Annotated in this window: 13 protein-coding genes; 3 read left to right on the forward strand and 10 right to left on the reverse strand. The window is 62.3% G+C overall.

Annotation, left to right across the window (positions count from 1 at the left end; translation table 11 throughout):
* Positions 1-281: 281 nt before the first annotated feature.
* The 3 genes from barA to ACLHZ1_RS11435 all read left to right on the forward strand — a co-directional run bounded on the left by barA (position 282) and on the right by ACLHZ1_RS11435 (position 4461).
* Complete coding sequence (gene barA, locus ACLHZ1_RS11425; protein WP_408796697.1) at positions 282-2990, forward strand: two-component sensor histidine kinase BarA; 2709 nt, start codon at positions 282-284, stop codon at positions 2988-2990.
* Between the two features lie 79 nt (positions 2991-3069).
* A complete protein-coding gene (locus ACLHZ1_RS11430) occupies positions 3070-3549 on the forward strand; it encodes a DUF1456 family protein (RefSeq protein WP_427262186.1) in 480 nt (159 codons plus the stop codon).
* 3 nt (positions 3550-3552) lie between these two features.
* Positions 3553-4461: an N-acetylmuramoyl-L-alanine amidase gene (locus tag ACLHZ1_RS11435; protein ID WP_427262187.1), complete on the forward strand. Its 909-nt coding sequence runs from the start codon at positions 3553-3555 to the stop codon at positions 4459-4461.
* A 116-nt stretch (positions 4462-4577) separates the two neighbouring features.
* Here the strand turns inward: ACLHZ1_RS11435 and pdxJ are convergent, their stop codons facing one another.
* The 10 genes from pdxJ to rpoE all read right to left on the reverse strand — a co-directional run bounded on the left by pdxJ (position 4578) and on the right by rpoE (position 13460).
* Positions 4578-5315, reverse strand: coding sequence for a pyridoxine 5'-phosphate synthase (pdxJ, locus tag ACLHZ1_RS11440; protein WP_427262188.1), 738 nt, complete (start codon positions 5313-5315; stop codon positions 4578-4580).
* A gap of 244 nt (positions 5316-5559) precedes the next feature.
* Positions 5560-6258: a DNA repair protein RecO gene (gene recO / locus ACLHZ1_RS11445; protein ID WP_427262189.1), complete on the reverse strand. Its 699-nt coding sequence runs from the start codon at positions 6256-6258 to the stop codon at positions 5560-5562.
* The gene (era, locus tag ACLHZ1_RS11450; protein ID WP_408796692.1) at positions 6259-7158 is read right to left on the reverse strand and encodes a GTPase Era; all 900 of its coding nucleotides are present in this window, start codon (positions 7156-7158) and stop codon (positions 6259-6261) included.
* A gap of 58 nt (positions 7159-7216) precedes the next feature.
* Positions 7217-7888, reverse strand: a complete 672-nt coding sequence (gene rnc / locus ACLHZ1_RS11455; RefSeq protein ID WP_041995324.1) for a ribonuclease III — start codon at positions 7886-7888, stop codon at positions 7217-7219.
* Between the two features lie 2 nt (positions 7889-7890).
* Complete coding sequence (gene lepB, locus ACLHZ1_RS11460) at positions 7891-8814, reverse strand: signal peptidase I (RefSeq protein WP_427262190.1); 924 nt, start codon at positions 8812-8814, stop codon at positions 7891-7893.
* Positions 8815-8818: 4 nt separating this feature from the next.
* Complete coding sequence (lepA, locus tag ACLHZ1_RS11465; RefSeq protein WP_041995320.1) at positions 8819-10612, reverse strand: translation elongation factor 4; 1794 nt, start codon at positions 10610-10612, stop codon at positions 8819-8821.
* Between the two features lie 115 nt (positions 10613-10727).
* Positions 10728-11189 (reverse strand): SoxR reducing system RseC family protein, encoded by a 462-nt coding sequence (locus ACLHZ1_RS11470; RefSeq protein ID WP_427262219.1) that lies wholly within the window; start codon positions 11187-11189, stop codon positions 10728-10730.
* A gap of 60 nt (positions 11190-11249) precedes the next feature.
* Positions 11250-12230, reverse strand: a complete 981-nt coding sequence (locus ACLHZ1_RS11475; protein ID WP_408796690.1) for a MucB/RseB C-terminal domain-containing protein — start codon at positions 12228-12230, stop codon at positions 11250-11252.
* A 36-nt stretch (positions 12231-12266) separates the two neighbouring features.
* Complete coding sequence (locus ACLHZ1_RS11480; protein WP_427262191.1) at positions 12267-12857, reverse strand: sigma-E factor negative regulatory protein; 591 nt, start codon at positions 12855-12857, stop codon at positions 12267-12269.
* Positions 12858-12878: 21 nt separating this feature from the next.
* Positions 12879-13460, reverse strand: coding sequence for an RNA polymerase sigma factor RpoE (gene rpoE / locus ACLHZ1_RS11485; RefSeq protein ID WP_041995312.1), 582 nt, complete (start codon positions 13458-13460; stop codon positions 12879-12881).
* Positions 13461-13579: the final 119 nt, after the last annotated feature.

A 13579-nucleotide genomic window follows, 5' to 3' on the forward strand; every position in this document is an offset into this window, starting at 1 on the left:
CCCCGCTCATTTACCCTATTGTCCACCCTGCTCACCGGGGGATCTCTCCCATGACCCAAGGCAGCCTGCAGGCATGCGCCCGTCCGTTGACCCCCTTGCCAGCCCTGTTCATCGTGGGGGCTCTCCCATGACCCGATACCACCTGCGGGCACGCGCTCGTTCGTTGACCCCCTTGCCAGCCCTGTTCATCGTGGGATCTTTCGCATGACCCGATACCACCTGCAGGCACGCGCCCGTCCGTTGACCCCCTTGCCAACCCTGTTCATCGGGGGGGCTCTCCAATGACCAAATACGGCCTGCGGGCACGGGTGCTCGCCTTCACCATATTGCCCACCCTGATCATCGGCGGCCTGATGGCCGGTTATTTCACCTTCCACCGTTATCAGCAGCTGGAAAACAACCTCATCGATCAGGGGATCAACATCATAGAGCCCCTGGCGATCGCCAGCGAATACGGCATGACCCAGCACAGCCGCGAGTCGCTCAAGCGGCTGATCGGCCTGACCCACCGCAAGAACTCGCCGCTCATCAAGTCCATCGCAGTCTTCACCCAGGACAACCAGCTGTTCGTGACGTCCAACTACCATCGCGACTTCACCCGGCTGCGGCTGCCGGATGGCCGCCCCATCCCAGAGCTGACCAGCGTCAGCCGCTATGGCGACGACATCATATTGCGTACCCCGATCCAGGCCGAAACCAGCCTGGACGGCTTCCCCCTGCCCAGCGATCTCGATCCCCCCGTCATCGGCTACATCTCGATGCAGATGACCATGGACAGGGCCATGATACTGCAGTACCGCGACACCTTCTTCGCGGTGATCATGGTGCTGATCGGCATCGCCGTCAGCGCCCTGTTCGGCTTTCGCCTGGTCAAGAGCGTGACCCAGCCCATCACCGACATGGTGAAGGCGGTGCACAAGATCAGGGAAGGGCGCCTCGATACCCGGGTCAGCGGCCAGCTCACCGGCGAGCTGGACATGCTGAAAAACGGCATCAACGCCATGGCCAAGGCGCTCTCCGAATACCACGAGGAGATGCAGCAGAACATCGATCAGGCCACCTCGGATCTGAGGGAGACCCTCGAACAAATAGAGATCCAGAACGTCGAGCTCGACATGGCCAAGAAGCGGGCCCAGGAGGCGGCGCGGGTCAAATCGGAGTTCCTGGCCAACATGTCCCACGAGCTGCGCACCCCCCTCAACGGTGTCATCGGTTTCACCCGTCAGCTACTCAAGACGGCGCTGACCCCGAGCCAGACCGACTACATGCAGACCATAGAGAAGTCGGCCCGCAACCTGCTCAGCATCATCAACGACATCCTCGACTTCTCCAAGCTGGAGGCGGGCAAGCTGCAACTGGAGCACATCCCCTTCAGCCTGCGCGACACCCTCAACGAGACCATGCACCTGCTGGGACCGAGCGCCCACGACAAGCAGCTGGAGCTCTCATTGCGGGTCGATGCCGAGGTGCCGGACCACCTCACCGGCGATCCCATGCGCCTGCAGCAGGTGATCACCAATCTGGCCGGCAACGCCATCAAGTTCACCGAACAGGGCAACGTGGACGTCCACATCAGCCAGAGCGGCCCCCTGCACCAGGGCAAGTGCCGCCTCAATGTGCAGATCCGCGACACCGGCATCGGCATCTCGCCAGATCAGCAGCGCCAGCTGTTCCAGGCCTTCAACCAGGCGGACTCCTCCATCTCCCGCCGCTACGGCGGCACAGGGCTCGGCCTGGTCATCACCCAGAAGCTGGTGCAGCAGATGGGCGGCCTCATCCGCTTCGAGTCCGAACTCGGCCAGGGATCCGTGTTCACCTTCAGCCTGGATCTCGAGGTCTCCCTGCTGCCCCAGGCGGATCAGCTGCCGCTGGATCGCATCCGGGGCCGCCGGGTCTGGCTGCTGGAGCCCGATCCCTTCACCCGGGCCGCCCTCTGCGCCCTGCTGGAGGAGTGGCGGCTGGATGTCAGCCTGGTCGAGCCCGATGCCCCCTGGCCCGCCATCGCCGACCAGGACATGGTGCTGATCGGCAGCAGCCAGCGCCACGGCCCCGAATCCGTGCTGGCTCGGCTCGATGGCCTCAAGGGACGGCAGAACCGCATCGTGCTGCTCAGCAGTCACGAGCCGGCCCTGTATGAGGAGATGCACCAACATGGGGCCCTGCATTGTCTCTCCAAGCCCATCAATCACCGCAAACTGCTGCACGCCCTGCTCTCCCCCGAGGCGACCAAGAACGAGCTGCTGCCCGCCCCCCAGCCGCGCCATATCGAAGACATACGGGTGCTGGCGGTGGACGACAATGCCGCCAACCTCAAGCTCATCGCCGCCATGCTCAAGGAGATGGTGAGCCAGGTGGTGGTGTGCAAGAACGGCAAGGAGGCGGTCCATCAGGCCCAGAGTCAGGGCTTTGACATCATCTTCATGGACATACAGATGCCCATCATGGATGGCATCAGCGCCACCCAGGCCATTCGCAGCCAGTCTCTCAATACCGAGACCCCCATAGTCGCGGTTACCGCCCATGCCATCCCGGGCGAGCGGGAGCGGCTGATCCGCCAGGGCATGGACGACTACCTGGCCAAGCCCATCGACGAGGCCATGCTGGCCCAGCTCATCAAGGACTTCGCCCATCGCCGCCACCAGAGCAGCGGCCCCCAGCAGATAGACTGGACCCTGGCGGTGCGCCAGGCCGCCAGCAAGCCGGAGCTGGCCCAGGAGATGCTGACCATGCTGCTCATCAGCTTCGACGAGGTGGACCCCCTGCTCGAGGCCGCCATCCGGGGCGAGGCCCCCTCCCAGGAGGTACTGGATCAGCTGCACCGCCTCAACGGCGGCTGCGCCTACTCAGGGGTGCCCGGCCTGCAGCGGCTGCTCTCCCAGCTGGAGCAGCAGCTGCGCGATGGCGTCGCCGTCGCCGAGCTCGAGCCCGAACTGCTGGAGCTGCAGGACGCCATCGAACAGGTGCGGGCCGAGGCGCCCCGCTACCTTTAGCCAAGATGCTGCCGGGCGGCGCTTTTTCTGACGCCACCCCCGCCAAGTGATACAGTTGCCCGCTTTTACAGGAGTCACCATGACCAACAACGATATACTGCGTCGCCTGCGCTACGCCCTCAACATCAGCAACGACCAGATGGTCGAGATGTTTGCCAAAGGCAATCTGCCGGTCAGCCACGCCCAGCTGCACAGCTGGCTGATGAAAGAAGCCGAAGAAGGAGAAGCGCAGGAAGCGGGCTTTGCCGCCTGCCCGGACTCGGCCCTCAGCCAGTTTCTCGACGGCATGATCGCCGTGCGCCGCGGCGTGAAGGAAGACGCGCCGCCCCAGCAGATCCCCAACCGGATCAACAACAATCTCATCTTGAGAAAGCTGCGCATCGCCTTGAACTTCAAGGAAGAGGATATGCTGGCCACCCTCAAAGCCGCCGACTTCAAGCTCTCCAAGTCCGAGCTGAGCGCCCTGTTTCGCGCCAAGGATCACAAGCACTACCAGGATTGCGGGGATCAGATCCTGCGCAACTTCCTGCTCGGCCTGACCGCACAACTGCGCGGCTGAGCCATGGCCGCGCCGTCGCACCTCCCCCTGCATCGGCCCCCCGGCCGAGAGGGGAGCGCGGCGCGGCGCCCCTCCCTTGGCTGGGCCCTGCTCCTGCTGGCCAGCCTCGCCCTCCAAGGCTGCCAGCCCGCCAGTTACCGCCTCGATCACCGCCATCACAGTGCCAGCCAGGATGATCGCATCGCCTTCATCATCCTCCATTACACGGACGAGGATGACGCCAACTCCCTGCGCCTGCTGACCCGCGCCCGCCACAAGGTGAGCGCCCACTATCTGGTGCCCCGTGAGCCGGCCCGCACTCCCCTGCCCGTCTATCAGCTGGTGCCGGACAGCCAGCGCGCCTGGCATGCGGGGCGCAGCCGCTGGCATCACCAGGCCGGGCTCAATGCCAGCTCCCTGGGCATAGAGATAGTCAACCTGGGCTACGATGCCAGGGAAACGCACCTGGCCATCGATCGCCGTCACTGGCAGCCATTCACCGAGCCCCAGATCGCCGCCGTGGGCGAGCTGGTGCGAGACCTAGCCGCCCGCTACCGGATAGCACCGACCCAGGTGCTGGCCCACAGCGACGTGGCGCCGACCCGCAAGCTGGATCCGGGTCCCCGCTTCCCCTGGCGACGGCTCCACTTCGAATACGGCGTCGGCGCCTGGCCCGATGAGTCCCGGGTTGCCGCCCTGCGCGCCGAGCTGGCGCGCTCCCCGTCCGCCCGCTGGGATGCCGGCCGCTGGCAGCAGGCCCTCGCCCGCTACGGCTATGATCTGCCCGCCACGGGCCAATGGGATGCGCCGAGCCGGGATGCCCTGCGCGCCTTCCAGCTCCACTTTCGCCAGGAGAGGGTCGACAGCGAGCCCGACCTCGAGAGTCAGGCCATCCTCACCGCCCTGCTGGAAAAGTACTCTCCGGCGCCCTGAGCCCTGTTTCACGCCCTGCACGCCATCAGCCCCCACCCTTGCCAGACTCCAAAAGAGAAGCCGCCGGCAGTCTCCCTGCCGGCGGCTTCTTGCTGGACCTCCTCGCCCTGACGGGATCAGAGGTTGCTGCGGGCTTCCTGCATCAGGGCGCGCATGTCGCTGACCGCCTTGGCCAGGCCGTCGAAGGCGGCGCGACCTATGATGGCGTGACCGATATTGAGCTCATAGATCTCGGGGATGGCGGCGATCGCCTGCACGTTGTGGTAGTGCAGGCCGTGGCCGGCATTGACCTTGAGCCCCTTGTCGGCGGCATAGGAGGCGCCGGCGGCGATCCGCTTGAACTCGGCGTTGCGCTCGGCATCCGTGGTGGCATCAGCATAGCGGCCGGTGTGGATCTCGATGAAGGGGGCACCGCTCTCGACTGCCGCATCGATCTGGATGGGGTCGGCATCGATGAAGAGCGACACCTTGGCGCCCACCTCGCTCAGGCGGCGCACGGCATCGCTCACCTTGTCCAGCTGACCGGCCACGTCCAGGCCCCCCTCTGTGGTCACCTCGGTGCGCTTCTCCGGCACCAGGCAGACGAAGTGAGGCTTGATACGACAGGCGATGGCGATCATCTCCTCGGTCACCGCCATCTCCAGGTTCATCCTGGTCTGGATGGTCTGACGCAGGATCTCGACGTCGCGGTCGGTGATGTGGCGACGATCTTCCCGCAGGTGGACGGTAATGCCATCGGCTCCGGCCTGCTCGGCCACGAAGGCGGCCTGTACCGGATCCGGGTACTGGGTGCCACGGGCATTGCGCAGGGTGGCGATGTGATCGATGTTCACACCCAGATAGATTTCGCTCATTGATAACTCCTTGAAAGTCCGTGTTGAAATCCGTTGCAGGTCTAGCGGCCGGCGACTCGGCGCCAGGGGCCTGCCTGTCTCATTGCGGGGTGCGTCAAAAACAGCGCCCTGCTCTTCCACTGACGCTTGCTGCAATATGAGAAGTTGCAGCGCCAATCGGCGTTAGCCTTTTCGCTTCAAAAACAGCTCCCTGCTCTTCAACTGGCGTTTACTGAAATATGAGGGGTTGCAGCGCCAATCGGCATTAGCCTTTCCGTTTCAAAAACAGCTCCCTACTCTTCAACTGGCGTTTACCCAGATAAGGTTGCAGCGCCAGCCGGCTGAAACGCTTGGCCGCCTGCAACAAGGGTGGGGTATCGAACCGCCCCTCGGCGAAGGCCAGCAGGTGGGCACCGAGAAACAGGGTACGGGGATCCGGCGCCCGCTCGCAAGCGACGAAGCCGAGCTCCCGCTCGAAGCCATAGAGCAGGGCGGGCTGGATCGGGGTGTCGTCGTCGGCGGCGTATTCGAAGTCCACCGCATAGCCCAAGGCCTGCAGCAGCAGAAACTCGAAGCGGCGCAGGGGCTGCTCCGGGGTTTCACCGTCGGTGAGTGCCATCAGCGCATGGGCATAGGCGTCGAACACCTCGGGGAAGGGGGTATTGGCCTCGAGCAGGTAGTAGACCAGCTCGTTCAGATAGAGGCCGTAGAACAGCAGATCGCCGCCGAGGCGCAGGGAGTGATCCGGGCATTCGACCTGGACGAGATTCTTGAGATCCCCCTTGCCGCGCCAGCTGAGGGTGAGCAGGGAGAAGGGTTGCAGCAGCCCCTTGAGCGGGGAGCGTGGCCCGCGGGAACCGCGAGCCACCAGGGTGAATCGGCCACTATCCTGGGTAAACACCTCGACCAGCTGGCTGGTCTCCCGATAGGGCCGACTGTGGATGACGAAGGCTGGGCTCAGCAATCAGTCGTCACCATAACCCAGGCTGCGCAGGGCCCGCTCATCGTCGGCCCAGCCCGCCTTGACCTTGACCCAGAGCTCGAGGAACACCTTGTTCTGGAACAGGCGTTCCATGTCCAGGCGCGCCTCTGTGCCTATGGTCTTGATCCGCTCTCCCTTGTTGCCGATGACCATCTTCTTCTGGCCATCCCGCTCCACCAGGATCAGGGCATTGATGTGATAGATGCCGCTCTCTTCCACCTTGAAGCGCTCTATCTCCACCGTCACCGAGTAGGGCAGCTCCTCGCCGGTGAACCGCATCAGCTTCTCGCGAATGATCTCCGAAGCCATGAAGCGGGAGGAGCGGTCGGTCACGTAATCTTCCGGGAAGAAGTGGACATTCTCAGGCAGCAGATCCTTGGCCCATTCGCGGATCTTGGCGACGTTGGTGCCCTTCTCGGCGCTGATGGGCAGGATGTGGGCGAAGTTCATCTGCTGGCCCAGCCACTCCAGGTGGGGCAGCAGATCTTCTTTCTCCTTGACGTTGTCGATCTTGTTGACCGCCAGCACCACGGGGCACTTGAGGTGGCGCAGCTTGCCCAGCACCATCTCGTCATCCTTGGTCCAGTGGGTACCGTCGACCACGAACACCACCATGGCCACGTCCCCCAGGGAGCTGGTGGCGGCGCGGTTCATCAGGCGGTTGATGGCCCGCTTCTCTTCGATGTGCAGACCCGGGGTATCCACATAGATGGTCTGATGGTTGTCCTCGGTGTCGATGCCCAAAATTCGGTGACGGGTGGTCTGGGGCTTCTTCGAGGTGATGCTGACCTTCTGGCCGAGCAGCTTGTTGAGCAGGGTGGACTTGCCCACGTTGGGGCGGCCCACGATGGCGACAAAGCCGCAATACGTCGTATCTGTCATGACAGTTTTTCCAATGCCTGTTGTGTTGAAAGACCGCGGCCTCTTGCATCAATAGCAGTCATGACAGTCTTTCCAATGCTTGCTGCGCAGCGGCCTGTTCGGCCTTGCGGCGGCTGGTGCCGACCCCTATGAGGGGCTCAGCCAGGCCTTCGACGTCGCACTGGACGGTGAACTCCTGGTTGTGTGCCTCACCCTTGACCTTGGTCACGGTATAGGTCGGCAGGGATTTGCGGCTTCCCTGCAATATTTCTTGTAGACGGGTCTTGGGATCCTTCTGCTCTATGCCCGGCTTGATCTCCTCCAGGCGGCTGGCGTACCAGCCGAGCAGCAATCCACGCACCGTCTCAAGGTCGGTATCCAGATAGATGGCGCCGATCATCGCCTCGACCGTGTCCGCCAGGATGGATTCGCGGCGATAGCCGCCGCTCTTGAGCTCCCCCGGGCCCAGGATCAGATGATCCCCGAGCTCGAATTCGCGGCCCAGTTCCGCCAGCGTCTTCTCACGCACCAGGGTGGCGCGCATCCGGCTGAGATCCCCTTCCGCCGCCTGCGGGAAGCGGTGGAAGAGGTCATCGGCAATCACCAGGCTGAGGATGGAGTCCCCGAGGAACTCCAGTCGCTCGTTGTGGCGGGACCCGGCGCTGCGATGCGTCAGGGCCCGGGTCAACATATCCTTGTCCGAAAAGACATGCCCGAGACGGGACTGCAGTCTGTTCATCTTGATATTCATCATCACTCGATTCCGCCAATGCGGTTGAAGCGCACGCCGGTCGGCACCCAGCCAGGCAGCCAGGAGCTCTCGTCGCGCTCAAATTCGAAACTGATCCAGATGGCGACCGCCTTGCCCACCAGGTTCTGTTCGGGCACGAAGCCCCAGAAACGGCTGTCGGTGCTGTTGTCGCGGTTGTCGCCCATCACGAAGTAGTGCCCCTCCGGCACCACCCACTCGTCCGGGTAGGTACCGGGCTGGCGATAGTAGCGATCCACCAGGTCCGGCATCATGGGATTGCGCAGGGTATCGTGGCTCACCGCACCCAACTGCTCGGTGAAGCGATCCAGGGGGATCCCCATCTGGCTGAATTCACCCCGCTGGTCGAAGGTGACGTCGAGCTTCTGGAAGCCCGGGCAGGTTTTCCCTTCCTGTTCCTCGCACTTGGGCCGGATCATGATCTGCTTGTTGCGATAGATGACTCTGTCCCCCGGCATGCCGACCACCCGTTTGATGTAGTCGACCCGGGTATCCAGCGGATACTTGAACACCACCACGTCGCCCCGTGACGGTTCACCCGTCTCGAGGAACTTGGTGTTGGTCACGGGATCCTTGAGGCCATAGGCAAACTTCTCCACCAGGATGAAGTCCCCCACCAGCAGGGTGGGCATCATGGAACCCGACGGGATCTGGAACGGCTCGAACAGGAAGGAGCGCAGGATCAGCACCAGGGTGATGACGGGGAAGATCCCCGCCGTCTGCTCTATCCATACCGGAACCGGCGCCACCTTGGCCAGGGTCTTCTCGTCTAGGCCAGCACCGCCATGGGCACGGGCCACGGCGATCTTGGCGGCCCGCTGCTTGGACCACACCAGTTTGTCGACACACCAGATGACGCCGGTCACCAGACAGACGATGACCAGGATCAGGGAAAACGTGCTTGCCATCAGATCAATCCTTTCCTACATGGAGAATGGCGAGGAAGGCCTCCTGCGGCACGTCGACACGGCCCAGGGACTTCATCCGCTTCTTGCCTTCTTTCTGCTTGTTCAACAGCTTCTTCTTGCGGCTCACGTCGCCGCCGTAGCACTTGGCGGTCACGTCCTTGCGCAGGGCCTTGACCGTGCTGCGGGCGATGATCTGGTTGCCGATAGAAGCCTGAATGGCGATGTCGAACATCTGGCGCGGGATCAGCTCGCGCATCTTCTCCACCACCTGGCGACCGCGGAACTGGGCGTTCTCCTTGTGGGTGATGATGGCCAGGGCATCGACCCGCTCGCCGTTGATCATGATGTCGAGACGCACCATGTCGGAGGTCTGGAAGTGCTTGAAGCCGTAATCCAGCGAGGCGTAACCGCGACTGGTGGACTTGAGGCGATCGAAGAAGTCGAGCACCACTTCCGCCATGGGGATCTCGTAGGTCAGAGCCACCTGCTTGCCGTGGTAGACCATGTTGGTCTGCACGCCACGCTTCTCGATGCACAGGGTGATGACGTTGCCCATGTACTCCTGCGGCAGCAGGATGTTGCACTCGGCGATGGGCTCGCGCATCTCCTTGATGTTGTTCACAGGCGGCATGGCGGCCGGGCTGTCGATGTGGATGGTCGAACCGTCGTTGAGTTCGATTTCATACACGACGGTCGGGGCCGTGGTGATGAGATCCAGATCGTATTCCCGCTCCAGACGCTCCTGGATGATCTCCATGTGCAGCATGCCGAGGAAGCCGCAACGGAAGCCAAAGCCCAGGGCGGTGGAACTCTCCGGCTCGAAGAACAGGGAGGCATCGTTGAGGGAGAGCTTGTCCAGGGCGTCACGGAAGGACTCGTAGTCATCGCTGGAGATGGGGAACAGACCCGCATAGACCTGAGGCTTCACCTTCTTGAAACCGGCCAGGGCCTTGTCGGCGCCGTGCTTGGCCTGGGTCAGGGTATCGCCCACTGGGGCGCCGTGGATGTCCTTGATGCCGCAGACCACCCAACCTACCTCGCCACAGCCCAGCCCCTGGGTATCCACCTGCTTGGGGGTGAAGATACCGATGCGATCGACTCCCCATACCTGGCCGGTACTCATCACCTTGATCTTGTCGTTCTTCTTGAGAGAACCGTTCTTGATCCGCACCAGGGAGACGACCCCCAGGTAGGAGTCGAACCAGGAGTCGATGATCAGCGCCTGCAGCGGGGCATCGGGATCCCCTTCCGGGGCCGGGATCTTGGCGACGATCTCTTCCAGCACCAGGTCAACGCCCAGGCCGGTCTTGGCGGAGCAACGCACCGCATCGACCGCATCGATGCCGACGATGTCCTCGATCTCCTCGGCAACCCGCTCGGGCTCGGCGGCAGGCAGGTCGATCTTGTTGAGCACTGGCACCACTTCCAGCTCCATTTCCATGGCGGTGTAGCAGTTGGCCAGAGTCTGTGCCTCAACCCCCTGACCGGCATCGACCACCAGCAGCGCCCCTTCACAGGCAGCCAGCGAGCGGGATACCTCATAGGAGAAGTCCACGTGACCCGGGGTGTCGATAAAGTTCAGCTGGTAGGTGTTACCGTCTTTGGCCTGGTAGTTCAGGGTCACACTCTGCGCTTTGATGGTAATGCCGCGCTCGCGCTCCAGATCCATGGAGTCAAGCACCTGAGCCTGCATCTCGCGGTCGGACAGGCCGCCACAAGTCTGGATCAGACGGTCCGACAGGGTCGATTTACCGTGGTCAATGTGCGCAATAATCGAAAAGTTACGAATGTATTTCATCGAGCAGGGATCACTCAAATTAGGTTAGGGCCGGATATGGAGGCAGGATTTTACTGGATAACCCGCTAAACGGCCAATCTTTAGTCGGCGGGTCAATCAAGGGGGGCCAACATGGTTAAACAAGGGAGCGAGTGGTGAGCACGGCTCCCAGAATACGGGGGCCATAAGCCCCCCGATCGAGACGGTTCGAATAAAAACGCACCAGCAAGAATCCCAGGGCACCGCCCCCCAGACAACTGAGGATGGTGACCCCCTCCCCCGCTCCGAGCAGAGGAGCCAGCCAGAGCTGGCCGAACAGAGCACCCCCCAGCAGGCAGAACAGCGGCAGCACATAGACCAGGGCAGCCCCCCGCAGCAGACTCTGCCGGGGAATGCCAAGGCGCACCTGCTGGCCCACCGCCAGCGTCATGGTGCGGGCAACCCGGATCCGCTGATGATGATGGGGAAATGCCTTGGCCACAGTGCCGGTGCCGCAATGGGATTGCTGCTGGCAGCCACTGCAGGCGGAGCGCCGCTCACACTCGACCCAGACGTGCCGATCGTCGATGGCGACCACGGTCGCCAGCTCTTCGCTCATTTCATCCAAGGTGTCACTCCTGCGCCATAGGATCCCGCCCACCATACGTCATGGGCGTCCTTACTGCACCGTCTCATTGCGAGAGAGCGGCCGTACCGACTCGGCGATGCGCTTGGCGGTGTCGGCCGGGATCTCCCCCACCACGGTGATTTCGACCCCGACATCGTTGACGAAGCTGACCAGGGAGGTGGCCCCCTGGCGGATCAACTGCTGGCGCACCGCCTGCTCTGGGTCGACCCTGGCCACATAGACGGAGAGATCCACCAGGCCATCGGAGAGCATCATATAGTCCACCGGGGTGCTGGTGGTCACCAGCTGGTGCTTGTCTTGCGAGAGCAGCTTGAAGCCTTCCGGCAACCAAGTCACCTGCCAGTTGAGCACCTGCTGGGGGGCGGGGTAGGCATCTTCCAGCGTCAGGGCATGGGGCAGCTTGCTGTTGGCCAGGGTGACCAGCCAGGGGGACGGCGCCGACATCAGATCGAGATCCACCCCAAGCACCTGCTCCACCAGATTGCCCTCCTTGTCGATCATGTCGGTCCTGAGCAGCAAATGGCTCTCTTCATCGAGCCAGAGCACGAAACCGTACTTGTCCGCCTCCTTGGGCACCATGCGGATCACCTGGGAGACCCGACCCGCCACCCGGCTGCGGCCGGCCACCACCAGATCATAACTGGCCAGCACCCGCGCCAGCGGCATGTTGACCAGGGTGGACCAGATGCCGGGGAAGCGCCCCCCCTTGAGGGTGTAAGGCTCATGGGTGTTCTCGAAGAAGGTGAACTCATCCTGGCGCTGCAGATATTCCACCGCCTTGCCATCCAGATAACTGAGGTGGGCAACTTCCTTGCCGTCGATGATGGCATGGCTGATCCGGATCGGCTCGAGCCGACCCTGTCTGGCCTTGACCATGGCGAGTTCGAAATTCTGTTGGGTGGCGGCTCTCTGCATCTGCTGCAACAAGGCCTCGGCCGACACTTCGTCGGCCGAGGCCTTGGCACAAATCAACAGGGCAGAGGCCAGCAGGATACGACTGAACTGGCGCACGATAACATTCCTGAGAGAGTGATGGCTGACAGGCCCTTATTCCTGGACCTGCTTGTCTTGCAACAGGCGCTGCTGCAACTGGTGATCGCGCAGGAACGCATTGATCCTGGCTCTTTGCTCATTCACCTGTTGCTCGCTCAGGGCCTGCTGGCGGGCATTGCGCTCAGCATCCTGAGGGTAATGCACGCTCACCGGCGAGGCGCTGCCCCCTATGGGTATGGTATTGAGCACAGGGTTGCTCTGCAGTGCCGGGTCCTGACCCTGATACTGCTGCACTCCGAGGATGACGGCGGCGGCGACCGAGGCGGCGATGGCATACTGGCCAAACTGTTGACCCGCCCGGCGCAAAAAGGGAAGGACACGGGCCGTCTGCCGCGCTGGCACGGCCTGAGGGGCAGGCGCCGCCACGGGAGCCAGTATGGTCGGTTCCTCGTCGAGGGCCATGGCTATCTTGTCGCTGAGATCCAGCTGCAGATTGAGCGGCAGATCTCCCCGCATGGCATCACCGATCAGATGGTAACGGCTCCAGGTATCCCGCCCCTCGGCATCCATCGCCAGGGCATCGAGTTCCTGTACATCACTCAGGTCACCATCCATCAGGGCCGAGATTTGCTGTTTGTTCGCCATAAGTTAACCTGTCTTCCCCAGTTAATTCTCAGTCAGAGGTTTCAGCTTTTTGTCGATTGCGTCCCTCGCCCTGAAGATGCGGGATCTGACCGTACCCACAGGGCAATCCATGATTTCGGCAATCTCTTCATAACTCAGCCCTTCCAGTTCACGAAGGGTGATGGCTGTCCTCAAGTCCTCAGGCAGCGCCTCTATGGCGGCAAACACTGTCCGCTTGATCTCGTCGGTCAGTGCCAGATTCTCCGGGGTGGCAACCTCTTGCAGGGCCTCTCCACCGCCGTAGTATTCTGCCTCGTCAGCCTCCACGTCACTGCTGGGCGGCCTGCGCCCCTGGGAGGTGATGTAATTCTTGGCCGTATTGACGGCAATTCGGTACAACCAGGTGTAAAAAGCACTCTCACCACGGAATGTCGGCAGCGCCCGATAGGCTTTGATAAAGGCCTCTTGCGCCACGTCCGGCACATCACCGGGATTGTTGACATACCTGGCCACCAGGTTGACCACCTTGTGCTGGTATTTCGTTACCAACAGGTTGAACGCGTTTTTATCGCCACGTTGGACTCGCTCAACCAGCTGTTCGTCCAGTAAATTCTGGTCGCTCATCAGGCCGTAAGACCCCCATTAAGGTTATCGTTCTTCTTTTCCGGCCTTTCCTAAGCGCACAAGTTCAGACAGGGAAAATCAGAGAAAGTTCGCTTTAGTTTAAAAAAAGGTGATGTGGG

This window comes from Aeromonas sobria (assembly GCF_050266975.1).
Lineage (GTDB): Bacteria > Pseudomonadota > Gammaproteobacteria > Enterobacterales > Aeromonadaceae > Aeromonas > Aeromonas sobria_B.

Bases quoted from the DNA above. Each gene is read 5' to 3' on its own strand.
- lepB (WP_427262190.1), bottom strand. From the start codon at position 8,814: ATGGCAAGCACGTTTTCCCTGATCCTGGTCATCGTCTGTCTGGTGACC.
- ACLHZ1_RS11435 (WP_427262187.1), top strand. From the start codon at position 3,553: ATGGCCGCGCCGTCGCACCTCCCCCTGCATCGGCCCCCCGGCCGAGAG.
- ACLHZ1_RS11430 (WP_427262186.1), top strand. From the start codon at position 3,070: ATGACCAACAACGATATACTGCGTCGCCTGCGCTACGCCCTCAACATC.
- ACLHZ1_RS11480 (WP_427262191.1), bottom strand. From the start codon at position 12,857: ATGGCGAACAAACAGCAAATCTCGGCCCTGATGGATGGTGACCTGAGT.
- ACLHZ1_RS11470 (WP_427262219.1), bottom strand. From the start codon at position 11,189: ATGAGCGAAGAGCTGGCGACCGTGGTCGCCATCGACGATCGGCACGTC.
- era (WP_408796692.1), bottom strand. From the start codon at position 7,158: ATGACAGATACGACGTATTGCGGCTTTGTCGCCATCGTGGGCCGCCCC.
- rnc (WP_041995324.1), bottom strand. From the start codon at position 7,888: ATGAATATCAAGATGAACAGACTGCAGTCCCGTCTCGGGCATGTCTTT.
- rpoE (WP_041995312.1), bottom strand. From the start codon at position 13,460: ATGAGCGACCAGAATTTACTGGACGAACAGCTGGTTGAGCGAGTCCAA.
- lepA (WP_041995320.1), bottom strand. From the start codon at position 10,612: ATGAAATACATTCGTAACTTTTCGATTATTGCGCACATTGACCACGGT.
- pdxJ (WP_427262188.1), bottom strand. From the start codon at position 5,315: ATGAGCGAAATCTATCTGGGTGTGAACATCGATCACATCGCCACCCTG.
- barA (WP_408796697.1), top strand. From the start codon at position 282: ATGACCAAATACGGCCTGCGGGCACGGGTGCTCGCCTTCACCATATTG.